The organism is Micromonospora sp. NPDC005806 (assembly GCF_042871425.1).
Lineage (GTDB): Bacteria > Actinomycetota > Actinomycetes > Mycobacteriales > Micromonosporaceae > Micromonospora.
In genome coordinates, this window is the sequence record NZ_JBIAIL010000019.1 from 1 (window position 1) to 23,571 (window position 23,571).

Sequence of the window (23,571 nt, forward strand, 5' to 3'; positions counted from 1 at the left end):
GCCGCGATCTGGCACAACAGGGCCAACGGAGCACCCCTCACCAGGTCACTGATCGCCTACGACCACTGACCACGCTTAGGACTTACTCGTCTAGGCCTCGCCGACGAGGTCCGCCGGCCGTGGCCCGTGCGCCACGGCCGGCGGACCGCTCGCGACCGCTCCGCCGGGCCCTGGCGTCCTGCCACGCGCGGGCGGGCCGGTCAGCCGTGGATCAGCTGCTCCAGGTGTGCCGCTTCGTCGGGTGACGGCTCGCGCATCCCACTGCCCAGCAGCTGCCAGCGGGTCGTCCCGCCGTCCGGGCCGACGAGCTCGCCGCGCCCCAACGCCCGGTCGATGCCCTCCCGCACCCCGGTTTCGAGGTGCGGCTCGGTGGCGAAGAGGATGCGCAGGCGCACCACGTCGCCCTCCCGCTCCGCCCGGGTGTGGTGCGCCGCGACCGGGCAGGGCGGTTCGTGCTCCCAGTGGCCGCACAGGGCCACGGTGCCGGCCGCCCCGGGCGCGCGTTCGTCCGCGTCCGGCGCCATGTCCAGGACGGCCTGGTGGGCGTACCCCTGTCGCACGGTGTCCATTGTGCCCCTGGCGCCGCCGCGCCGCGCCCCGTCAGGGCAGGTCGGGGTAGAGGGCGGCGGCCCCGCCGGACAGGCCGGCGAGAACCTGACGGGAGGTCTCGTCGGCGATGATTTCGTAGCGGTCCGCCTCGATGCCGTCCACGGCGATCCGGGCGATGTCGGCCGGGTCGGACTTCGGCGCGGTCACCCGGGCGGTCATGTCGGTGTCCATGTAGCCGACGTGCAGGCCGGCCACGCGGACGCCCCGGTCGGCGAGCTGCGTGCGCAGCGTGTTGGTCATCGACCACTCGGCGGCCTTGGCCGCGCTGTACGCCCCGACCTGCGGGAACGTGATCCACGACAGGGCGGAGAGGATGTTCAGGATCGTCCCGCCGCCGTTGGCCGCGATCGTCGGGGCGAAGGCGCGCACCACGGACAGCGTGCCGAGGTAGTGGGTCTCCATCTCCAGCCGGATCTGCGCCAGGTCGCCCTCGAGCAGATCCGCCCCGGTGCTCACCCCGGCGTTGTTGACCAGCAGGGTGACATCACCGGCCAGCTTCGCCGCCGCCGCGACCGAGGCCGGGTCGGTGATGTCCAGCAGCACCGGGGTGACGCCGGGCAGGTCGACGCTCTCGGGGTTGCGGGCGCCGGCGTAGACGGTGGCGCCCCGGGCCAGCAGTTCGGCGGCCAGGTGCCGGCCGAAGCCCCGGTTTGCCCCGGTGACCAGGGCGGCGCGTCCAGCGATCTTCATGTCTCACTCCTGAGGGTGTGGAAGGAAAGGGCAGGCGGTCAGGACGGCAGCAGGCCCGGGCCCGGCAGCACGTCCACCTCGCCGGGCGGCACGTCGTGTCCGGCCTCGCAGCGCAGCCGCACGTGCACCGCGGCGCAGCAGTCGTGGTGGGCCACCCGGACCGACGGGCCGGTCTCGTCGACGGCGTACGCGTCGCCCCACTGGCGCAGGGCGGCGAGCACCGGCAGCAGGTCCCGCCCCTTGGGGGTGAGCACGTACTCGTCCCGGGTGCGCTGGCCCGGCTGCCGGTAGGGCCGCCGTTCCAGCAGCCCGTCGGCGACGAGCTGCTTGAGCCGGGCGGCGGCCACCGGCTCGCTGACCCCGGCCCGGCGGGCGAAGTCGTCGAAGCGCCGGGTGCCGAACGATGCCTCGCGCAGCAGGAGCAGGGTGGTCCGGTTGCCCACCACGTCGAGCGCGCGGGCGATCGAGCAGTTGGCGGTGGACCAGGTGTCACGCTGCGCGAGAAAGTCGGCCATGCCAATGACGCTACCCGGCTGACTTAGGGAAACAAAAGTCAGCAATCTCACGCCAGGCGTGCCGGCGCGCGGGAATACCCCCGCCTCACACCTGACCGGCGCAGCAGCCGTACCGGTCGAGCTTGCGCGAACCCTGCTCGCGGTAGCCCGCCCCGGTGCCGGGCGGCCCGGCGGTTCCGGAACCGCCATGGATTGTTCACAGTCGATGTTGTCGGGCGTAGGGTGCCGACAACGGCCTCAGTGTTCCTCCGAAAGGAGCGACCCGTGACCCGTCGCCCCCACCATCCCGTCGCCGTCGTCCTGCTCCTCGTCGCGGTCACCGCCCTGGCCGCGCCCGCGCCGGCCGCCGCGGCCGGTCTGCCGTACCAGGACCCCACGCTCCCCGTCGCCACCCGCGTCGCCGACCTGCTGGCCCGGATGACCCTGGACGAGAAGATCGGCCAGATGACCCAGGCCGAGCGCGGTTCGGTCACCGCCGCCGACCTCACCCGCTACCGGCTCGGTTCGATCCTTTCCGGCGGCGGCTCCGCGCCCTCGCCGAACACCGCCACGTCCTGGGCCGACATGTACGACAACTTCCAGCAGGCCGCCCTCGCCACCCCGCTCGGCATCCCGATGATCTACGGGGCGGACGCCGTGCACGGGCACAACAACGTGTTCGGCGCGACGATCTTCCCGCACAACATCGGGCTCGGTGCGACCCGGGACCCGGCCCTGGTGCAGCAGATCGGCCAGGTCGTCGCCGAGGAGATCTCCGGCACCGGCGTCGACTGGAACTTCGCCCCCTGCCTCTGCGTCGCCCGCAACGACCGGTGGGGCCGCACCTACGAGTCGTTCGGCGAGACCCCGGACCTGGTGTCGAGCCTGTCCACCCTGGTCACGGGCCTGCAGGGCAGCACCCTCGGCGGGCCTACCTCGGTGCTCGCCACCGCCAAGCACTACGTCGGCGACGGCGGCACCACCGGTGGCGACGACCAGGGAAACACCCAGCTCAGCGAGGCCGACCTGCGGGCCATCCACCTGCCGCCGTTCCAGGCCGCGGTGCAGCGCGGCGTCGGTTCGGTGATGATCTCCTACAGCAGCTGGAACGGCGTGAAGCTGCACGGCCACCAGTACCTGATCACCACGGTCTTCAAGGGAGAGTTGGGCTTCTCCGGCTTCGTCGTGTCCGACTGGAACGGCATCGACCAGATCGACGGCACCGCCGGCTTCACCGCCGCCGAGGTCAGCACGGCGATCAACGCCGGCATCGACATGGTGATGGTCCCCACCGCCTGGAAGACCTTCATCAGCACCCTGCGCGCCGAGGTGCAGAACGGGCACGTGCCGATGAGCCGGATCGACGACGCCAACCGGCGCATCCTCACCAAGAAGTTCGAACTCGGGCTCTTCGAGCGGCCGTACACCGACCGGAGCTGGACCCCGACGGTCGGCAGCGCGGCGCACCGGGCGCTCGCCCGGCAGGCCGTGCGCCAGTCCCAGGTGCTGCTGAAGAACAACGCCGGCATCCTGCCGCTGGCCCGCGACAACAACAAGATCTTCGTGGCCGGCAAGAACGCCGACAACATCGGCAACCAGAGCGGCGGCTGGACCATCTCCTGGCAGGGCTCGTCGGGCAACATCACCCCCGGCACCACGATCCTGCAGGGCATCCGCGCCGCCGTCGGTCCGACCACGACGGTCACCTACAACCAACGCGGCACCGGCATCGACAGCACCTACCGGGCCGCGGTCGCCGTGGTGGGCGAGACGCCGTACGCCGAGGGGCAGGGCGACCGCACCGGCAGCATGAGCCTGGACCGGGAGGACCTGCGCACCATCTCGACGCTGCGTAAGGCCGGCGTGCCGGTGATCGTGGTGCTGGTCTCCGGCCGACCGCTGGACGTCGCGGCGGAGCTGCCGAACTGGACCGCGCTGCTTGCCTCCTGGCTGCCCGGCACCGAGGGCGCAGGGGTGGCCGACGTCCTCTTCGGCGGCTACGCGCCCACCGGCAAACTGCCGATGACCTGGATGAACTCGGTCAGCCAGCAACCCATCAACGCCGGCGACGGGCAGGTTCCGCTCTTCCCGCAGCGCTACGGACTGACGTACTGAAGGGACGCGTGCGGAGCCGGCGTGGACGGCCACTGTGGGTGATGTGTCCGCGTGTAAGGCATGTCGGGTCCGCCCGCAACTCGAAACGGGAGGCCGTCGCTCGGCCGGGTGAAGAACTTCACAAGAAGTGGGCGATCGTCCCAAACCGTCCCTAACGTCGTCTCCGTTCGCGATCGCGGACACCACGGGCCGGCAACGCCTAATCCCGCCGCCGGCCTGTCGGGACCTGGACCTCAGGCGGGAGCGGGGGACCCACTCGTTCCTCGGTGCTCGACACCTCGGGGTGAAGCCGCCGTCCGGCGGCCGGGCTCCTCGGCCCGAACCCGACAGCTCACCTCGTCGGCGTGGAGGAAAACCACATGGCAAGTGAACACGTCGCCCGTCACCGCCGGACCACTCAGCGTCGGATCGCCGTCGGGGCGCTCGTCGTCGGCGCGGCCACCGGTGCCGCCGCCATCCTCGGTCCGGCCGCCCCGGCCAGTGCGTCCAGCGTGAACTGGGACGCCATCGCCCAGTGCGAGTCCGGCGGCAACTGGCACATCAACACCGGCAACGGCTACTACGGCGGGCTCCAGTTCTCGAGGAGCACCTGGAACGGCCACGGCGGGCAGAAGTACGCCGGCCGCGCCGACCTCGCCAGCCGCAGCGAGCAGATCGCCATCGCCGAGAAGGTGCTCGACGGTCAGGGCATCGGTGCCTGGCCGGTCTGCGGCAAGAAGGCCGGTTCGACCAAGCACTACTCGGCCAAGCCGGGCTCGGGTTCGAAGAAGTCGCACAAGAAGGCCACGAAGGACCGGTCGCGGAGCGACCGGCCGACCACCCGCAAACACCGGCGTACCGCGCCGAGCGCGGGCGGCGGCAGCACCTACGTGGTCAAGCGCGGTGACACGCTGTCCGAGATCGCCGGCGTGCACAAGGTCGCCGGCGGCTGGCACGCGCTGTACGAGCGCAACAAGCGCGTGGTCGGTGCCAACCCTGGTCTGATCTTCCCGGGCCAGCAGCTGCGCCTGCGCTGACGCACCACCGGACCGACCTCCCCGGCGGTCCGCGGAACGCACCACCGGACCGACCTCCCCGGCGGTCCGCGGAACGCCCGACCGGGAGACCGGTCGGGCGTTCCGCGCGTCTCATCCCGCGCCACCACGCCGCTCAGTCCACGGTCGCCCGACCGGCAGGCTGGAGCCGGGGGAGCAGGAGCGCGGCGAGCCCGGCGCCGAGCAGGCAGAGGCCGGCGTTCACCCCGACGGCGGTGGTGACCCCGCGCAACACCGCCCCGGCGCCCTCGGTGCCTAGGCCGTGCACGACCGCGGCCAGCACCGCGGACATGACCGGCGTGCCGACAGTGATCCCCACCTGCTGGCTCAGTGTGGCGATGCCGGTCGCCAGGCCCTGCTCGCCGTCGGGCAGGCCGGACGTCGCGGTCACCATGAAGCCGACGATCACCACCAGGTTGGCCACCCCGCCGAGGAACGTGGTGACGAGCAGCACGGCCATCCATCCCCGGTCGGGCCCGAGCAGGCACAGCGGCGCGGTTGCGGCGGCCTGCGCCAGGAAGCCGGCCACGATGGTCCGCCGGCCGCCCCATGCGGTCACCAGTCGAGGCCCCAGCATGCCGCCGAGCACCGTGCCGACGCCGAGGACGGCGAAGGAGCCGCCGGCGACCAGCGGCGGGAAACCGAGCACCGACTGCAGGTAGAGGGTGAGCAGGAACACCAGGGACGTCTCGGTGGCGAAGGCGAGCAGGCCGAGCAGGTTGCCCCACCGTACGGTCGGCCGACGCAGCACCGCCGCCGGCACCAGCGGCGCGTCGACCCGCCGTTCCACCGCCCCGAACGCGACCAGCAGCACCGCCCCCACGGCCAGCGCCGCCAGGGCCCGCCGGTCGGTCCAGCCGTGTTCACCGGCGGCCGTCAACCCGTACACGATCGCCAGCAGCCCGGCGGTGACGGTGACCGAACCGGGCAGGTCGAGCCGGGGCCGCCGGGGTGGCCGGCTCTCCGCCAGGACCAGCGGCGCCAGGGCCAGCACCGCGACCGCCACCACCACGTTGACGAAGAACGCCCACCGCCAGCTCAACAGGTCGGTCAGCAGGCCACCGACGATCGCCCCGGTGGTGAAGCCCGCGGCCATCAGCGCGCCGTTGAGGCCGAGCGCCCGGTCTCGTGCCGGTCCTTCCGGGAACGCGGTGGTCAGCAGCGACAACGCCGCCGGGACGACCGCAGCGGTGGCCAGGCCCTGGGCGACCCGTGCCGCGATCAGCATTCCCGGGGCGATGGCCAGCCCGCCCACCAGCGACGAGACGCCGAGCAGCGCGATGCCGGCGAGGAACAGCCGGCGCCGGCCGAACAGGTCGGCGATCCGGCCGAACAGCAGCGTGAACCCGGCCGCGCAGAGGGCGAAGGAGGTGGTGATCCACTGCAGCGTGTCCAGCCCGAACCCGACATCCCGGCCGATCACCGGCAGCGCGACGGTCAGGATCGAGAAGTCCACGGCCAGCGTGAAGCTCGCGGTGAGCAGCACGGCCAACGCGAGCCCGGGCCGCCGGGTCGGCACCGGGTACGGCGCGACGGCGGGGGAGTCCAGACGGGTCATCGGAGATCCTCTCTCAGGTAGCCGGGTCGCCCAGGAGCGACCCGCGACCACCGTCGGCCCGGCCGGCGCCGCCAGCCAGGACCCTGCACCGCCTGGTCTGCGGCTGCCTGGCACCCATAGGGACAGGCAACGGCGCACCGGGCCGGGCATGATGGGCCGATGCACGCACCGCACCGCCCGGGAGCCGGGGAGCTCGGAGAATTCCTGCGCAGCCGGCGCGCCCGGCTCGCCCCCGAGGACGTCGGCGTCGTCTCGTACGGCGCACGACGGGTCCCCGGACTGCGGCGGGAGGAGTTGGCCCAGCTGGCGGGGGTGAGTATCACCTATTACACCCGGCTGGAGCAGGGGCAGAGCGGCAACGCGTCGGACGCGGTGATCGAGGCGCTGGCCCGGGCACTGCGGCTCACCGACGACGAGCGTGCCCACCTGCACGACCTGGCCCGCCCCCGCCCGGGCCGGCGTCGCCGGCCGGCCCGCCCCGACACCGCCAGCCAGGGAGTACGGCAGCTGATCGCGGCGATGACCGAGGTGCCGGCGCTGGTGCTCGGCCGGCGTACCGAGGTGCTGGCCTGGAACTCCCTCGCGCACCGGCTCCTCGCCGGCCACCTCGATCCCGACGCCCCGGACCGGCCGGTGGACCGGCCCAACCTGACCCGGATGCTCTTCCTCGACCCGCACACCCGTGACCTGCACGTCCGTTGGGAGGAGGAGGCGGCCCGGGCGGTCGCCGCGCTGCGGCTGGTGGCCGGCCGGCACGCCGACGACCGGGAGCTCGCCGAGCTGATCGGCGAGCTGTCGATGAAGAGCCCGGCCTTCGCCGCCCTCTGGTCCCGGCACCCGGTGCAGACCTGCGTCTCCGGCACCAAGCGGCTCCGGCATCCGGTGGTGGGGGAGTTCGACCTCGACTTCGAGATGTTGCACCTGCCCGGGGACGCCGGCCACCGGCTGATGACCTACCCGGCGGCGGTCGGCTCGCCGGCCGAGGCCGCGCTCCGCCTGCTCCAAGCGGACCTCGGCGCGGAGACGCTCGCCGTGCGCCAGCGGGCGTGACCCGACGGCGGGCGGGGTGGTTTGCCCCGGTCGCCGCGGGGCAACCGGGGGCATGCCGGTCGCCGTCGACGATCCGCCGCTGCCGACGAACCTCCAACTGGAGGTCACCTCCGCCTGCAACCTGCGTTGTCTGATGTGCCTGGTCCGGTATCGGCCGCCGGTCAACAAGCTGGCCGGCGCGATGCGGCCGGAGCTGTTCCATCGGCTGGTGGAGGACCTGCCCGCCCTGCGGCGGCTCACCCTCCAGGGGCTCGGCGAGCCGCTGCTGTCGCCGTACCTGATGGAGATGATCGCGGCGGCGGTCGAGCGGGACATCTACGTCGGGTTCAACACCAACGCCACGCTGCTGACCCGGCGGCGGGCGGAGGAGCTGGTGGCCAGCGGGGTGGACTGGATGCACGTCTCGCTCGACGGTGCCCATGCCGAGGCGTACCAGCGGGTGCGCGACGGGGCGGACTTCGACACGGTGGTGGCGAACCTGGCCGGCCTGGTCGCGGCGAAGCGGGCAGGGGGCAGCGACACCCCGTGGCTCCGGGTCGTCTTCGTCGCGATGCGGGACACCGTCGCCGAGCTGCCCGAGCTGGTCCGGCTGCTCGGCCGGATCGGCGTCGACGAGCTGTACGTGCAGAACCTGTCGCACAGCTTCTCAGACGCCGACCTCGCTGTACCGGCGGACGTTCTGAGCGGTGTGGACCGCGTCGCCGTCGGACCGGTTGCTATCGTCACGGTGCTCCGGAAAGACGTGAAGAAAGCGCGGCTATGACCAACGACCCGTTCTCCGCGGCCGCGAGCCTCGACGAGTTGCTCACCCAGACCCAGCAGGCGCTGTCGTCCATGCGCTCGCGGGCCGGTGGGCACGCCGACGGCGAGCCGGGCGAGCTGCTACGCGCCGAGGGCACCGCCGCCGACGGCCAGGTCCGCGCGGTGGCCGTCCAGGGTGGCCGGCTGGAGTCCGTCACCGTCGACCCGGCGCTGGCCGGGACCGGCTGGGAGACCGTCTGCGGGCACGTGGTGGCGGCGGCCAACGCCGCCCTCGCCGAGCTCGACGCGCAGGTCAGCGCCTCGGCGCGGGCCGACGTCGACGCCCTCGCCGCGCGGCTCGGCGGCCTGCCGGAGCAGTCGGTGCGGCAGATGGAGATGTTCAGCCAGGCGATGGAGGGCGTGGTCGCCCGCCTCAACCGGAGCGGGGACGCCGCCGCCCCGGCGGAGCGGCCCGCCTGACCTCAGGCTCCCGCCAGCCCACGACAGGGCACCGCCCTCTACGACTGACACGACGAAGCGGCCGGTCGTCGGGAGGACGACGACCGGCCGCTCCGGTGGTGCTCAGGACAGGGTGACCGCCGTGTCGTCGACGACGAAGGAGGTCTGCAGGGAGCTGTCCTCCACGCCGCTGAACGAGATGCTCACGGTGGTGCCGGCCAGCGACGAGATGTCGAAGGACTTCTGCAGGTAGCCGGTGGCCTTGTTGAGGTTCGAGTAGGTGGCCAGGGTGGTGCTGCCCGCCTTGACGGTCAGCTTGTCGTAGGCGGTGGTCGTCGTCGACTCCGCGGTGTCGATGTGCAGCCAGAAGGTCAGCGTCGCCCGGCAGCCGGACGGGATCGCCACCGACTGGGACAGGGTGTCGGTGTGGGTGGTGCCGTAGCCGTCCAGCCACGCCTTCCACGAGCCGCCGTGCGCGGCCTGGCCGGCGTCGGTGGTGATGACGCCGGAGGTGGCGCTCCAGCTCACGTTGCCGGACTCGAAGCCGGGGTTGGCCAGCTTCTGCCCGGAGCAGGAGCCGGTCGGCGGCGGGGTGGTGGTGCCGGAGCAGGTCGGGTCACCGGTCTGGGCCGGCACGCTGACCGCGTCCCAGGCGGCCTTGACGGTGTTGAACTCGGTGCAGCCGGTGCTGCCGTAGAGGTTGTTCGCCGCCTGCAGCGTCCAGGTGCGGTACTTCAGGTACGACGACGACGTGGTCTTCAGCAGCATCGCGTTGTACATGATCTTGATGGCCTTCTGGATGCCGAGGCCGGTCACGGTGCTGCCGTTGCAGGTCGTGCTGGTCGGCTGGCCGTTGGTCGGGTTGCTGCCCATGGCCAGCAGGTAGAACCAGTGGTTGCCGGGGCCGGCCGCGGCGTGCACCTCGGTGGTCGGGATGCTGCTGGAGTAGCAGTTCGGGTCGCCCAGCGCCGACGGGTTGTACATGTTGCGGATCGGGCCGCTGCCCACCAGGTTGATCTTCTCGCCGACCAGGAAGTCGGGAGCGTCGTAGGTGGACGGCTCGTTGGCGTACCACTCGGTGGCCGCGCCGAAGGTGTCGGCGACGAACTCCTGGGTGCCGCTGCCGGAGATGCCGCCCGGGGTGTGGTCGTCGATGCCGTGGCCGATCTCGTGGGCGACGACGTCGAGCGAGCCGATCCACCCACCGGCGGTGTTCTTGCCGATCTGGACCTGGGTGCCGTCGTAGTAGGCGTTCTGGTCGTTCAGGCCGACCCGCAGCGGCCAGTAGCCGCCGTTGCCGTCCGCCCCGTTGCGGCCCAGCCAGGCCGAGAGCATCTTGTGCTCGGTCTGCGCGCCGAACAGGGCGTCGACGCAGCCGGTCTCCTTGTTGGTGGCGGTGCCGTTGCCCCAGACGTCGTCCGAGCCGGTGAACGTGGTGTTGGTGGCCGCGTCCTGGCAGCTCAGGTTGGTGAGCGACGGGTCCTTCATGGAGTACGTGCTGCCCGACAACGTGGTGTTGAGGGTGAGCGGGCTCGGCCCGTTCCACGCGCCGGTGCCGGTGCCGCGCATCACGTGCTCCTGCGTCCGCAGGACCTCGCCGGTGAGGGCGTCGACGTCGACGGTGAGCCGGCTCGGGCCGTCGGCGTTGGTGCCGCGCACCGTGCTCTCCCAGGCCAGCGCCGGCTTGGCGCCGAGGGTGTAGACGACCAGGTTGGTGCCCTCGACGGCGGTGACCGTCTTGAGCTGGGCCCGGGCGGTCTTCTCGGCGGCGGCCGAGGTCTGCTTCGGCGTGGTGGCGAGGTTGCCGATGGCCTGCTGCTGGGCGACCGAGGCGTACTTCAGGTTGCCGCCGGCGTCAGTCGCCAGCACGAAGTCACCACCGGTGACCGGGAGGCCCTTGTAGGTGCGGTCGTAGGCGACGTACTGGGTGCCCTCGGAGGAGATGACCTGCTTCTGCACGAACGCCTCGTCGGCGCTGGCGTGCAGGTAGGCGGGGCGGCTGGCGACCAGGGCGCTGGCCGACCTGGCGGCGAGCGCGCGGGCCTGGGCGGCGTCGGGAACGGGACTGGGGGGCGCGGCCTGCACGGCCGCGGCGGTGCCGGCGGCGATCAGGCCGGCCGCGGCCGCGCCGGATAGCGCGGCGAGGCGGGGTGAGAGCTTCAAGGGGGTGTGCTCCTGTTCCTAGGCGCGCAGCACGGAGCCCGGTGGGGGCGTGCGGCGCGGTGCAGGGAGGCGGGTGACGGCCGGTCTCCGGGACTGCCGGCGTGGCCCCGGTTCGACAGATCGACCGTCCGGGTCGCCGGGGGTCGGCGACTCGTTGGTGCACAATCACACGGCCTTCGGCCGGGATCAATGGGTGACCCGGGCAACCGACTCCGCTCGGTCGTCGCGCCGTCACCGCGAATTAAGGAAGCTACGATCTTCTATAGGCGCTGATCAGGGCTAACCTGCTCCTCATTGGACGGCCGCCCGGTCGGTTCGCCGCTATTGCCGCGCTGTGCGGATGGCGCATCTTCGTCCTCGGTCAAAGATGCCGGCCCGGGCAAGCCGGACGGGTTGCCGACCGGCGCCGAACGGAGGGCCGAGGTCGTCGTTTGGTGGATGTCACCACAAGATGTTCCGTCCACTACCAATCAGTAGCAAAGATCGATGAATATCTCATCGTGGCCGACTCCCGGGGGCATACGACTGCGGAATTTTGGTCAACCGGTACGCCACCTCCTGATCCACTCCGTGTCGGTGCCCGGTGGCACAATCCCGCCTACCGCGCGGCGGGGAGGAGACCAACATGGGCTGGCTGGCAGCCGGTGTCGACTACGAGGTGAGCCTCGACGAGGGCAAGATCGTGGCGCGCAATCGCCAGGGCAGGGTGCTCAGGAGCCTGCCCAAGGCGGTCCGCGACACCGAGGCGGTCCTCGGGCTGCGCCAGCTCAACGAATGGCTGGTCCGCCACGAGACCTCCTGCCGCCAGCAGGTCGAGCAGTGGCTGGTCCGCTCGCTGCCGGTGCCCACCGCGCTGATCGGCGAGGTGTGGGCCGACCAGGCCTGGCGCGCCCCGCTGCGCGACCTCGTGGTCGTACCGGTCGACGAGGCCGGGCACTGGGACACCGAGCGGGCCGGCCTGCTGCGCGACGCGGACGTCGACAAGGGACTCGGCATCGTCGACCTGGACGGGGAGACCGGACGGCTCACCACCACGCAGGTCGTCCTGCCCCATCCGGTACGCCTGCCGGACCTGGCCGACCTCCGCGAGTTCGCCGCCGACCTCGGCGTCCGACAGGGGACGCTGCAACTCTTCCGCGAGGTCTGGACGCGACCCGACGACGAGGACACCCGCCGCCGCGAACTCACCCGGTACGCCGCCGCCCGGTACAAGGAACTGCGGCACGTGCAGGCGCGCGCGACGGCGGTCGGCTACCGGGTCCAGGGCGGCACCGCCACGCTCAAGGTCTGGGAGGACGGCGTACCGGTCGTCGCCTCCGTGTGGATCGGCGACGGCGACCCGGGCTGGGAGACCGAGACGGGACCGCTCTGCTTCACCGACCCGTCCGGCGAGGCGGTCGGGCCCGCCGATGTCGGGCCGGTGGCCTGGTCGGAAGGGATGCGGATGGCTGCGGCGCTGCACGCCGGCCGGGTCGTCGACGAGGACGGAGAGCCGAAGTGACCGAGGCACTGCTGGAGGCGGGTGCGATCCTGCCCGGGGACCGCTCCGACACGGGCACCGACGTGGTCACCGCCCGCCGGTACGCCCACCCCGCCCTCACCGGCCGCACGGTGGTCCGGCTGGCCGGGACGGCGCTCGGCGAGGCCGAGGACCTGTCGATGGAGTTCCTCGGCTTCACCCGGGCCGGCGACCCGACCCCCGTCGGCACCGCGCGCCGTCGGAGCGTCGGCTTCCCCGCCTGGGCACTGGTCAACGACCCGGCCAACGGCCGGCACGCGCTCGCCCTGGTCAAGGACATGAGCCGGCTGGCCCGGACGGCGATGTCCAAGCCCGGCAACGCCCGGGACGGTTACCAGCAGCTCGCCGAGCGGCTGGGCGCGGCGGCGCCGCACTTCCTGCCGACCTTCTGGGAGCAGGCCGGCCGCGCCTTCCTCGCCGCCGACAACACCCGGATGGCGGGCAGCTGCTTTACCGACGCCCGCCGCGCCGAGCAGGTGCACGGTCTCACCGTCGACGAGGAGCGGCTGCGCGAGGTGCACCTGGAGTTCGCCTTCGCCGGCGCGCTGACCGCGAAGATGCTCACCGAGTACGCCCGCGGCGTGTCCGCCCGCCGTCCCGCCGCCGAGGCGTACGACCTGGTCCGGACCCTCGCCGTGCGCCGGGTGGCCGGCGGCCTGCCCCCGTACGCCGGGATGGCCGACGACCTGCGGCGGCTGGCGAAGGCCGCCGGCCTGGACCCGGAGCGACAGGCCGACGAGGTGATCGTCCAGCTGCTGGCGCTCCCGGCGGTGGCCCGCGCGCAGGAGGGCTTCTGGAAGGCGTACCGGAAGCCGCTGGTGCGGGCCGCGCGCGAGGACGCTGCCGTGCGGGCCCGCCTGCTGGAGCTGCTGCCGGAGCCGCCGGGCTGGTCCACCGACCTGACCGAGCCGTGGCTGGACCTGCTGGACGCCGCCGGCGCCCTGGCCGACGTGCAGGCCGGCGGGCCCGGCGTTCCGTCGGCGGGCCGCTGGCTGGAGCGGCTGCTGGCCATGCGCGAGCGGGGACACCAGCGCCGCAGCGCCCGGCTGGTCGCGGCGGTCGAACGGCTCGCGCCGCGGCTGCGCGCCGAGGGGCGTCCGGTGGCGCTCGGCACCGGCACCGCCCACCGGTGCGACCTCGACGTGCTCGACGCGTGCCTGGCCGGCGGCGTGCCGGTCGCGGTCGAGCCGCACCAGGTCAACGTCACCAGGTGGGCGCACGACGACAAGCCCGGCCGGCGGGACCTCGCCGCCGTCGCGGCCGACCCGACCATCCGGCTGCTGCTCGGGGCGGCCGCCGTCGACGCGCTGACCGACCTGCACCGGCGCAACGGGGGCATCGGGCCGCTTCCCACCAGGGTGGTCGCCGAGGTGCTCGGCGTCGCCGGGCTGCGCGACGTGCTCGCCGAGGTGCTGGCCGAGCGGGTCAGCCGGGTCGCCACGACGGGCACCGTGCAGGGGCTGGCCGACCTGCGGGACCAGGTGGTGGGGATCTGTTCGCCCGCCGGGGCGGCGCTCGCGCCGCGGGCGCTGGGCGACCTCGCCCGGGTGGACGTGCCGGCCGTGCTGGCCCGCACGCTGCGGGCCGGCCTGCTGGTCGAGTTCGGCTGGCCGGCGTACGAGGCGGCCGAGTCGGGGAAGCTGGGCCGCCGCTTCGGCGCGGCCTGGCCGCAGCTCGTGGTGCACGACAACCAGGTCGCGCACGTGGTCGAGCCGGACGGGTCGACCACCGAGCACCTGTTCCGCTACCCGCCCGCGGACAGCTCGTACGCCCGCACCTCGTACGCCCAGACCGGGTGCCAGCTGGTCGGCGACCAGCTCCTCGTGCACTGGCACGGCGGTCGGGTGCGGGCCGGCTACTGGTCCGCCGACCCGGACACGGTCTTCGAACCCGGCCAGACCGCCGGGCAGGTGTTCTTCGGCCGCCGGGCCTTCCCGCTGCCACTGCCCGACGGTGGGGTCACCACCGGCTCGCGGCCCTGGTACGCCGGCGACACCAGCGGTCCCGCGGCGACCTACCTGGTGGCCGGCGACGGCCGGGCGTACTGGCGGTGCGAGCCGCCCGGCGCCGCGGGCGAGTGGCGCTGGCGCGAGTACGACCCGACGACCGGCGAGACCGGCCGGCACAGCCTGCCTGCCTTCTTCGCCGCGCCGCTGCCCGACGGGGCGGTGCTGGTCCCCGACGCCGGTGAACTGCGCCCGGCGCCGGCCGGGTACGCCGACTCCCCGCTGGGCTTCCGGGACGGCCTGGTCGGCTGGCGGCTGGTCACCCTGCCCGACGGCACCCAGCTGGGGGAGGCGATCGACGGGCGGACGGTCACCTGGCGGCCCGAGGGTGCCCCGGACTGGGCACCCCGGGCGGAGCGGCTGGTCGCCGCCCTCCGCATGCCCGGCGGCGATCTGCTCCCGGTCACCACGCAGCCGCGGGTCAACGACGAACCCCGGTGGACGGTGTGGACGGCCGACGGGCGGCAGCCGCTGGAGCGCGGCGGACCCTCCCGCTACCTGCCCCCGCTGGGCTGGTGGCACGCGCTGCGGACCCGCGACGAGCGCGGCTCCGCCCGGCTGCGGCGGCTCACCGCGGCCGACGCCGAACGGCTGCTGGCGATCGACGGGGCGCTGACCGGCACCACCGGCCTCACCGAGGCGGCAGCCGCCCGGGTCGCGAGCGTGCTGCCCGAGGTCACTGCCCGCGCGCTGCGTTCGGCGCTCGCCGATCTGGTGGTGCGGGCCGTGCGGCTGCGCCGGCGGCTCGGCGAGCTGGCCACGCTGCTGGCCGCCGACCCCGTCGCCGGGCCGGCGCCGGCCGACACCGTCCACGACGAGGCGCTGCGGGAAGCCTGGGCGGGGCTGCTCGACCAACGGGTGTATCGCTACCGCTACGGCGCGGCGGGGCAACGGACGGAGATCCTGCCGCAGGTGCGGGGGATCGCCGACGTCCTGCGCGGCGGGGCCGCCGACGGCGTGCCGGCGATCTGTCCGGAGTGGCTGGACGCGCTCGGTGGGCTCGGCGCGCTGGCGCTGCGGGCCGCCTCCCCGGTGACCGGGGCGGCCGAGCGGGACGCCCTGCGGGCCCTGCTGGCCGCACTCGCCGACCCGACCCTGGCCGACGGCCCGGTGCGTACGCTGCTCGTGCGCCAGCCGGACGTGCCGCCGCACGATCGGGTCGAGGTCCAGCGCGACGGCGACCAGGTCACCGTGCTGCTCGCCGAGCACGACCGGGTCTGGGACCAGGGGACGTACGTGGGCTACCGGCGGCGAGCCGTGCAACTGCGCCCCGACGGGCGGTTCACGCCTCCGACCGGCGTCGCCGTCGAGGCGGAGACCGTCGCAGCCGGCTGGCGCGGCGCCGAGCGGATCCGGGCGTTCTGCCGGCTGCTCGCCGACCAGGGGCCCGCGGCCTGGCGTGCCGAGTGCGTGGACCGGCTGGTGGCGCGCACCGGCCTGACCCGGGCGGAGGCGGCCCTGCTCCTCGCCGCCCTGCCCGGGTTCGCCGACTGGCAGGCCAACTTCCTCACCCTCGAGCAGCGCGGGGTGCTCGGCGTCACGATGGCCCAGGCGAAGCTGGGCCGCGCCGCGCTCGGTGCCCTGTCCCCGGCGGACCGGCTCGCGCTGCTCGACGCCGCCATGCCCGCCGACCCGGCGCAGCTGTGGCGAACCGGGCCGGACGTGGACGCCCTGGCCGACCGGTGGCTGGCCCTGCGCGGCGCCCGGGTGAGCGTGCCGGAGCACCTGCTCACCGAGGCCGCGCGGATCCTGCCCGCCCGGCGGGTGGCCGAGCTGCTGCAGACGATCGCCGAGCCCGGCCCCGGGAGCTGGCTGACCACCGACGGGGAGAGCACCACGCTGGACTGGGGACGCGTCCGCACCACCGCGGCCACCGGCACGCCGTTCGGTGAGGAGTGGCTGGCGTCGGGGACCACCGCGCTGCTCTGGCTGGCGTACCGGCTGCCGTGGGGCGACCCGCTGCGGGCCGCGCTGCCGCGGGCGGTGGCCCTGCTGCGTGAGCGGCTGCGCAACCCGAAGCTCCTGGTCGGCGCCGCCTGGTTCCCGGCCGACCAGCCGCCGACCGTCGGGCCGGTGCTGGTGGCCGGCCACGCCACCGGGGACCACGTCCTGCACCACCTCGCCCCGGCCCGGCTGACCGGCCCCGACGACCCGGCGCTCGGCTTCGTCGGCGAGCACGACGGGGTGGCCTTGGCACTGCGGCTGGTGCTGTCGCCCCGGCTCGACGCGGTGGTCGCCACCCCGGACGGGGCGGTCGGCGATCACCGGGACCCCCGGGTCGCCGTGCCCGAGCTGGTGGACGCGGTGGCCGGGCACACCGGACTGGCCCGCGACCACGCCGCCTACTACCTGCAACTGCTCGCCCTGCCCGACCCGACCGACGTCAACGTGCGCACCTGGAACGGGTGGAAGCCGGCCGCGCTGAAGCAGGCGCAGGCGGCCCTGGTCGAGGCCGGGCTGGTGGTGTCGGCCAAGCGGGAACGGGCCGGCCGGGGCGTCTTCCTCCCCGGCGGCTGGCAACCCGCCAAGCATCCCCGCGTGCCGCTGGAGACTTGGAAGCGCCCGCTCTACCCGTCCGGGGACGGCCGGCCGGTCGTCGACCGGTCCCTGCCCGACCTGTTCCACCACGCCTGGCGGCGGGTCACCGCCGGCGACCCGCCCCGCTACCTCGACCTGCAGGAGCAGCCGTGACCGCCCGTCAGATCGACCCGCCCGAGCACCGGTGCGCCGACGAGCTGGAGTTCCTCGCCGCCGCCGACCCGGGCCCCCGGCCGGCCGGCTGGCGGCTGACCCCGCGCGCGGTGGTGACCTTCATCGCCGGCTCCGCCGGCCGTCCGGTGACCGCGCCCGACGGTCGCAGCCGGGCCGTCGACGCCAAGTTCGTCGGGGAACGCGCGCTGGTGGAGCGGTGCGTGGTGACGCTGGCGGGCGAGCGGGGGCTGCTGCTGGTCGGCGAGCCGGGCACCGCCAAGTCGATGCTCTCCGAGCTGCTCGCCGCGGCGATCTGCGGCACCAGCGGCCTCGCCGTCCAGGGCACCGCCGGCACCACCGAGGAGCACCTGCGGTACGGCTGGAACTACGCCCTCCTGCTGGCCAAGGGCCCGTCCCGGGAGTCGCTGGTGCCCTCGCCGGTGCTGACCGCGATGACCACCGGGGCGATCGCCCGGGTGGAGGAGATCACCCGCTGCCTGCCCGAGGTGCAGGACGCCCTGGTGTCGATCCTCTCCGACCGCCGCCTCGTCCTGCCCGAGCTGGGCGGCGGCGAGGACGCCGTCGCGTACGCCGCCCCCGGCTTCTCGGTCATCGCCACGGCGAACCTGCGCGACCGGGGCGTCTCCGAGATGTCGGCCGCCCTGAAGCGGCGGTTCAACTTCGAGGTGGTCCCGCCGATCGTCGACTTCGACGCCGAGGTGGCGCTGGTGTCCCGCCAGGCACGGGCCGCGATCGAGCGGGTCGGCGCGTCGTACACGGTGGACGAGGCGGTGCTGGAGACGCTGGTGACCGCGTTCCGGGACCTGCGGACCGGCAGCACGGTCGAAGGGTGGGAGGTGGAACGTCCCTCGTCGGTGATGAGCACCGCCGAGGCGGTCGCGGTGGCCGCGTCGATCGGGCTGTCGGCGGCGTACCTGCCCGGACCGGACCCGCTGTCGCTGCTCCCCGGCCACCTCGTCGGGGTGGTCCGCAAGGACGACCCGGCCGACCAGGCGCGACTGCTGGCGTACTGGGACGGTGCGCTGCGCCGCCGCGCCGAGGCGGGCGGCCGGATCTGGCGGCAGCTCTGGGAGCACCGGGACGTGCTGCGTGATTGAGCGCTCCGCCGTCCGGGAGGACCCCCGCGCGGCCGTCGCGCGGGTCGCCGACGCCGGGCGGACCGTCCTCATAGGCGTACGCCACCACTCGCCGGCCCTCGCCGCCGCGGTCCCGGCGCTGCTGGAGGCGGCCGCCCCGGACGCCGTGCTGGTGGAGCTGCCCGAGGAGACGCAACCCTGGTTGGACTGGCTCGCCCATCCGGAGACCACCGCCCCGGTGGCGCTGGCCGCCGCGGCCGGCGACGGGCCACCCGCCTTCTGGCCGTTCGCCGACTTCTCCCCGGAGCTGGCCGCGCTGCGCTGGGCACGGCGGAGCGGCGTCCCCGCGTACTGCTGCGACCTGCCGCTGACCGACCCGGCCTGGCGGTGCCGACCGGACAGGCACCCGACCGGCGGCGTGCCCGGCTACGGCGACGCCGTCCGGGCCGGCCTCACCGGGCGGGACGGTGACGACCTGTGGGACCGGTGGGTGGAGGCGGTCGCCCCCGGCTCCCCGCCGGAGGCGCTGCGCCGGGCCGCCCTGGCGGTCGGCTGGGCGTTGCGGGCCGACGCCGAGGCGGGCGGCGGCGTGGCGGCGCTGGACCTGCACCGGGAGGCGTGGATGCGGCGGCGGCTCGCCGCCACCCCCGGGCGGGTGGCCGCCGTGGTCGGTGCCTTCCATGCCCCGGCGTTGGCCGGCGACGGACCCGGGCTGGACGACCCGGCCTGGGACGCCGCCGCCGGGACGCCCGGCCCGACGCCGGTCGTCTCGCTGGTGCCGTACTCCTTCGACCTGCTCGACGCGCGCTCCGGCTACCGGGCCGGCATCCGGGACCCGCGCTGGCAGCAGGCGGTGCACGACAGCGGCGGCGACCCCGCCGACCTGATGGAGCGGCTGCGCGCCGTCGCCGTGGAGATCACCCGGCAGCTGCGCGGGCAGGGCCACCCCACCGGTCCGGTGGAGGCCGCCGAGATCACCCGGCTCGCCACCGACCTGGCCCGGCTGCGCGGCCTGCCCGCGCCCGGCCGAGGTGAGCTCGTCGAGGCGCTGCAGACCGTCCTGGCCCAGGGGGAGCCGGTCGGCCGGGGCCGGGCCGTCGCCGCGGCGATGCACCACGTCCTCGTCGGCGACCGCCGGGGCCGGCCCTGCCCGGAGACCCCCGTCTGCGGCCTTCGCCCGGCCGTCCTCGACCTGCTCCGCGAGCTGCGCCTCCCCGGCCCCGACGCCCCGCCCCGGCAGCTCCGCCTCGACCCGCTCCGCTCGCCGCTGGACCGGCGCCGCGAGACGGCCCTGCGCCGGCTGCGCGCCTGCCGCATCCCGTACGCCGAGCCGGTCGACGCCGACCTGGCCGGCCCCGATCCGCTCACCACCCGGTGGAGCGTGCACTGGACGCCCGGCACGGACGCCGCGCTCGCCGCCGCCGCCCGGCACGGGGTGACCCTGGCCCAGGCGACGGCCGGACTGCTGGCGCGGCAGCGCGGTCGGGAGCTCCGCGCCGGCGGGCCGAGCGCCGCCGAGGCGATCGACGGGCTGGCCCGGGCGGCCGAGTGCGGCCTGCCGGAGGCGGTCGACGCCCGGCTCGGCGACCTGAGGACCACCGTCACCCGGACCGCCACCCTGGCCGAGCTCGGCGCCGCCGTCGCGCTGGTCGGCCGGCTGCACCGGGGGCACATCCCGGCCCTGCCCGACCCGCCGCCCGGTCTCGAGGAGTTGCTGGCCGCGCTGCACACCGCCGCCGTCGCCGCCGTCGACGGGCTGGCCGGGTCCGGCGATCCCGCCGACGCCCGAGCCCTGTTGGCCCTTGCCCGGCACGCCGACGAGACGGGCCACCTGCTGCGGCTGGACCACGCCCTGACCCGGCTGACCCGGGACGGGTCCCCGCTGATGCGGGGCGCCGCCCACGCGGTCCGGGTGGTGGTGGGCGTCGCGGCGCCGGGCGCCTTCGGTACCGCGCTCGCCTCCTGGACCGAGCTGTCCGGCGCCGAGTGCACGGACCGGCTGCGCGGTGCGCTCAGCCTGGCCGGAGCACTGCTCGCCGCCGGTGGGGACACGCTCACCCCGCTGCTGGACATCGTGGACGGTTGGGACGACGACCGGTTCACCCGGCGGCTACCCGCGCTGCGTGGTGGCTTCGAGGTGCTCAGCCCCGCCGACCGGGACCGGCTCCTGGACGCCGTGCGGCAGCGGATCGGCGACGTCGGGCCCACCCTCGCCGTGGAACCCGCCACGCTCGCCGGCTGGCTCGCGGTCGACCAGGCGGGCCGGGACGCCCTGGCCGCGCTCGGCCTCACCCCGCCCGCCCCGGTGACGTCCGCCCCGGCACCGGCCGGCACGGCTGACGGCCCGGGCCGGGCGGACGGGCGGCGGATCCCCGAAGCACAGCGGTGGCGGCTGCTGCTCGGTCGCCGCGCCGACGACCTGCCACCGGACGCCCGCCGGCTCGCCACCGCACTGGACGAGCTGTACGGCGCCGGGCGCGGCGAGGGCGCGCACACCGTCGGGTCGGGCGGCGGACGGGACCGGGCGTATCCGCAGGTCCGCGACTGGGCCGAGGAACTGACCACGCTCTTCGGCACCGCCGTACGCGACGAGGTGCTGGCCCGGGCCGCCGAGGCGGGCCGCCCCGACGCGTTGCTGGCCGTGCCACCGGATCAGGTCCGCCCCTCGGTGGAGCTGCTGCACACCGTCCTCGCCCTGGCTGGCGGGCTGCCCGAGGCGCGCCTGCACCGGCTGCGCCCGCTGGTCGCGCACCTGGTCGCCGAGCTGACCGCCGAGCTGGCCCGGCGGGTACGGCCGGCGCTGACCGGCATCGGCACGCCCCGGCGTACCCGACGGCCCGGCGGGCGGATCGACCTCGACGGCACCCTGCGCGCCAACCTGCCCAGCGCGCACCGCGACCCCGACGGCGCGGTACGCCTCACGCCCGAGCGGATCGTCTTCCGCACCCGCGGCCGGCGGACCGTGGACTGGCAGGTGATCCTGCTCGTCGACGTCTCCGGTTCGATGGAGCCGTCGACCATCTGGGCGGCCCTGACCGCCTCGGTGCTCGCCGGGGTGACCAGCCTGCGTACCCACTTCGTCACCTTCTCCACCGAGGTGGTCGACCTCACCGACCGGGTGACCGACCCGCTGAGCCTGCTGCTGGAGGTACGGGTCGGCGGCGGCACCCACATCGCCGGGGCGCTGCGCTACGCCCGCCAGCTCGTCACCACGCCCGCCCGCACCATGGTGGTGCTGGTCAGCGACTTCGAGGAGGGGCACAGCATCGGCGGCCTGCTGGCCGCCGTGCGGGCCCTCGCCGACGACGGCGTGAAACTGCTCGGCTGCGCCAGCCTCGACGACACGGGTCGACCCCGCTACAGCACCGCGGTCGCCGGGCAGCTGGTGGCGGCCGGGATGCCGGTCGCCGCGCTGAGCCCCACCGAACTCGCCCGCTGGATCGGAGATCAGGTCCGATGAGCCTGCCCGCGGTCGCCCCCGAGGTCGTCGCCGAGGCGGTCGCCGCCCTGCCCGGACGGCTGCGGTCCAAGCTGGACCAGACCGTCGAGAGGGTGTCGGGCTGGACGGTCACCGCCACCGCCGACGGCGCGGTGGTCACCGTGGACGATCAGGTCACGGTCACCCTGACCGCGCCCGTCGACGCCGCCGATCGGGTCGTCTGCACCTGCCTGCTGGCACCCCGCTGCCTGCACCGCACCGCCGTGCTCGCCGCCGCCCCGGTGCTGGACCCCGCCGGTGAGCCGCCGCCCGCCGTCGAGGAGGAGCTCCCGGCCCTCGCGGCGGCCGGGTCGCCCGGCGAACAGGTGACGCCGGACGGCGACCAGGAGCGGCCGGTCACCACGGCCGAGCTGCGGGCGGTGGAGCTGACGGAGGGCGCGGTCGCCGGGGTGCTGGCGCACGGCCTGCCGGGTGCCGGCGCGGTACTCCAGGCGGACCTGCTCCGCGCCGTCCACCAGGCCCGGGCCGCCGGCCTGCCCCGGCTGGCGGCGGCCGGCACCCGGATCGTGGAGCAGCTCCGCGCGGCCCGCCGCCCCGCCCCGGACTTCCGGCTCGCCGAACTCGCCGACGACCTGCGGGAGGCCCTGCTGGTCTGCCATCTCCTGCGGAGCGGCCAGGGGAACCCGGTCGCCGTCCGCGGGGTCGCCCGCCGGGGCTACCACGGGGTCGGCGAGCTGCGCCTGTACGGCCTCTGCGTCGAGCCGCTGCGCACCCGCACCGGGCACGTGGGCGCGGTGACCTACCTGGTCGACCAGCGGGGGACCGTGTGGAGCGTGGCGCAGGCCCGCCCCGGCGATCCGGGCGCGGCGCGCAACCCGGCCAACGCGCCCGTCGACCTGGGGGAGGTGCGGCTGAGCCTGCGGGAGCTGAGCCGGGCCGGGATCCTCGCCGCGGACGCGTCCGCCTCGGTTGACCGGCGGCTCGGGCACGGGCGGGCGGTGCGGGCGGTGCGGACCGACGGTCGGGGCTGGTGGGCGGAGCCCGTGGCCGGGCTGTGGCGGGAACCCCCGGCCGACCAGGCCGGCCGTTGGCTGTCCGCGCGGGAGCGGGCGGTCCACGAGCGGCCCGCCGGGCACGACCTGGCGTTCCTTGACGGGGTGATCGGCGGGGACCGGCGCGGCCTGTTGCTGCATAAGCCGTCCCGGTCCGGCCCGGTCCTGGTTCTCGCCCCCCAGGACGACCCGGTGCTGCCTTACGTGGCGAACCTCCGTGCCCTGGTCGACCACGCCGCCGGCCGGCCGGTGCGCCTGATCGGCCGTTTCTACGGCCCCCGGCGGGTGCACGGCCTTGCGATCGCCGCCGACTGGCTGCCGCACCGCTACGAGGGGCATGTCGACCTCGGCGTGGACCGTTTGCAACGGGCGGACCTGCCGGCCGCGGAGCCGGCCGGCGCGGCGCCGCCGGAACCGGCCCGGCCCCCGCTGCACCTGCTCACCCACCACCTGCGCCGGGTGGTGGCCGCCGGCCGGACGGCCCTGATCCCGGACCCGGACCGGGATCTCCGGGCGCTGCTGGACGCCCAGCTCCCGACGGCGGCCGGAGCGCTGGCCGCGCTGCGCCGGGCGGGGCAGGGCCGGGAGCGGGATGCGTTCGGCCGGCTGGCCCACGGTGACCCGGCGGCGCTCGCCTCGGCATGGCTCACCGCGGCCTGCTATGTGGAGGCCGCCGGTGCCCTGGCGACGGCCGAGGCGTGGCGGTAGGAATCCGCCAGCCACTTTCGTCTGTCTCGTAGAAAAGTAGTCACGGATCTGACGAAAGCTATGGACACGCTGAAGGTAAGTCAGTAGTGTCGGGCACCATCAATATGTTTCGTCGAGATGAACTGCCCGGCACGGTAGCTCTCGAC

Annotated in this window: 15 protein-coding genes and 1 riboswitch; of the genes, 10 read left to right on the top strand and 5 right to left on the bottom strand. The window is 74.8% G+C overall.

Annotation, left to right across the window (positions count from 1 at the left end; translation table 11 throughout):
- Nucleotides 1–200: 200 nt before the first annotated feature.
- Genes ACFYOS_RS20065 through ACFYOS_RS20075 form a run of 3 tightly spaced genes read right to left on the bottom strand, consistent with a single transcriptional unit; the run spans nt 201 to nt 1,814 of the window.
- Complete coding sequence (locus ACFYOS_RS20065; RefSeq protein ID WP_387143500.1) at nt 201–560, bottom strand: hypothetical protein; 360 nt, start codon at nt 558–560, stop codon at nt 201–203.
- 40 nt (nt 561–600) lie between these two features.
- Entirely contained in the window at nt 601–1,299 is a 699-nt protein-coding gene (locus tag ACFYOS_RS20070; RefSeq protein WP_387143503.1) for an SDR family oxidoreductase, read from the bottom strand.
- A gap of 38 nt (nt 1,300–1,337) precedes the next feature.
- Nucleotides 1,338–1,814 carry a winged helix-turn-helix transcriptional regulator gene (locus tag ACFYOS_RS20075; RefSeq protein WP_387143506.1) on the bottom strand — a complete coding sequence of 159 codons (477 nt, stop codon included), beginning with the start codon at nt 1,812–1,814 and terminating at the stop codon, nt 1,338–1,340.
- Between the two features lie 264 nt (nt 1,815–2,078).
- On the opposite strand from ACFYOS_RS20075, the gene ACFYOS_RS20080 reads away from it, so the two are divergent.
- Together ACFYOS_RS20080 and ACFYOS_RS20085 are read left to right on the top strand one after the other, a co-directional pair.
- A complete protein-coding gene (locus ACFYOS_RS20080) occupies nt 2,079–3,908 on the top strand; it encodes a glycoside hydrolase family 3 protein (protein WP_387143509.1) in 1,830 nt (609 codons plus the stop codon).
- Between the two features lie 186 nt (nt 3,909–4,094).
- Nucleotides 4,095–4,268: riboswitch (cyclic di-AMP (ydaO/yuaA leader) on the top strand.
- A complete protein-coding gene (locus ACFYOS_RS20085) occupies nt 4,268–4,924 on the top strand; it encodes a transglycosylase family protein (RefSeq protein WP_387143512.1) in 657 nt (218 codons plus the stop codon). It overlaps the preceding riboswitch by 1 nt.
- Before the next feature lie 133 nt (nt 4,925–5,057).
- Here ACFYOS_RS20085 and ACFYOS_RS20090 read toward each other — a convergent pair whose 3' ends face one another.
- Nucleotides 5,058–6,500, bottom strand: a complete 1,443-nt coding sequence (locus ACFYOS_RS20090) for an MFS transporter (protein WP_387143515.1) — start codon at nt 6,498–6,500, stop codon at nt 5,058–5,060.
- A 159-nt stretch (nt 6,501–6,659) separates the two neighbouring features.
- Between ACFYOS_RS20090 and ACFYOS_RS20095 the strand changes: the two genes are divergently transcribed.
- From ACFYOS_RS20095 to ACFYOS_RS20105, 3 genes are read left to right on the top strand one after another with little or no spacing between them, the layout of a single operon-like run.
- Nucleotides 6,660–7,550 (top strand): helix-turn-helix transcriptional regulator, encoded by an 891-nt coding sequence (locus tag ACFYOS_RS20095; protein ID WP_387143518.1) that lies wholly within the window; start codon nt 6,660–6,662, stop codon nt 7,548–7,550.
- Nucleotides 7,551–7,602: 52 nt separating this feature from the next.
- Nucleotides 7,603–8,313, top strand: coding sequence for a radical SAM protein (locus ACFYOS_RS20100; RefSeq protein WP_387143521.1), 711 nt, complete (start codon nt 7,603–7,605; stop codon nt 8,311–8,313).
- On the top strand, nt 8,310–8,771 hold the full coding sequence (locus ACFYOS_RS20105; protein WP_387143524.1) for a YbaB/EbfC family nucleoid-associated protein: 462 nt from the start codon (nt 8,310–8,312) through the stop codon (nt 8,769–8,771). Before ACFYOS_RS20100 ends, ACFYOS_RS20105 begins: the two co-directional genes overlap by 4 nt.
- A 102-nt stretch (nt 8,772–8,873) precedes the next feature.
- Here the strand turns inward: ACFYOS_RS20105 and ACFYOS_RS20110 are convergent, their stop codons facing one another.
- Entirely contained in the window at nt 8,874–10,913 is a 2,040-nt protein-coding gene (locus ACFYOS_RS20110) for a M4 family metallopeptidase (RefSeq protein ID WP_387143527.1), read from the bottom strand.
- Nucleotides 10,914–11,538: 625 nt separating this feature from the next.
- On the opposite strand from ACFYOS_RS20110, the gene ACFYOS_RS20115 reads away from it, so the two are divergent.
- Genes ACFYOS_RS20115 through ACFYOS_RS20135 form a run of 5 tightly spaced genes read left to right on the top strand, consistent with a single transcriptional unit; the run spans nt 11,539 to nt 23,425 of the window.
- The gene (locus tag ACFYOS_RS20115; RefSeq protein ID WP_387143530.1) at nt 11,539–12,414 is read left to right on the top strand and encodes a DUF4132 domain-containing protein; all 876 of its coding nucleotides are present in this window, start codon (nt 11,539–11,541) and stop codon (nt 12,412–12,414) included.
- The gene (locus tag ACFYOS_RS20120; RefSeq protein ID WP_387143533.1) at nt 12,411–17,129 is read left to right on the top strand and encodes a hypothetical protein; all 4,719 of its coding nucleotides are present in this window, start codon (nt 12,411–12,413) and stop codon (nt 17,127–17,129) included. Before ACFYOS_RS20115 ends, ACFYOS_RS20120 begins: the two co-directional genes overlap by 4 nt.
- The gene (locus ACFYOS_RS20125; protein WP_387143536.1) at nt 17,126–18,247 is read left to right on the top strand and encodes an AAA family ATPase; all 1,122 of its coding nucleotides are present in this window, start codon (nt 17,126–17,128) and stop codon (nt 18,245–18,247) included. The genes ACFYOS_RS20120 and ACFYOS_RS20125 overlap by 4 nt, the downstream gene beginning before the upstream one ends.
- Complete coding sequence (locus ACFYOS_RS20130; RefSeq protein WP_387143538.1) at nt 18,240–21,686, top strand: DUF5682 family protein; 3,447 nt, start codon at nt 18,240–18,242, stop codon at nt 21,684–21,686. The genes ACFYOS_RS20125 and ACFYOS_RS20130 overlap by 8 nt, the downstream gene beginning before the upstream one ends.
- Complete coding sequence (locus tag ACFYOS_RS20135) at nt 21,683–23,425, top strand: hypothetical protein (RefSeq protein ID WP_387143540.1); 1,743 nt, start codon at nt 21,683–21,685, stop codon at nt 23,423–23,425. Before ACFYOS_RS20130 ends, ACFYOS_RS20135 begins: the two co-directional genes overlap by 4 nt.
- Nucleotides 23,426–23,571: the final 146 nt, after the last annotated feature.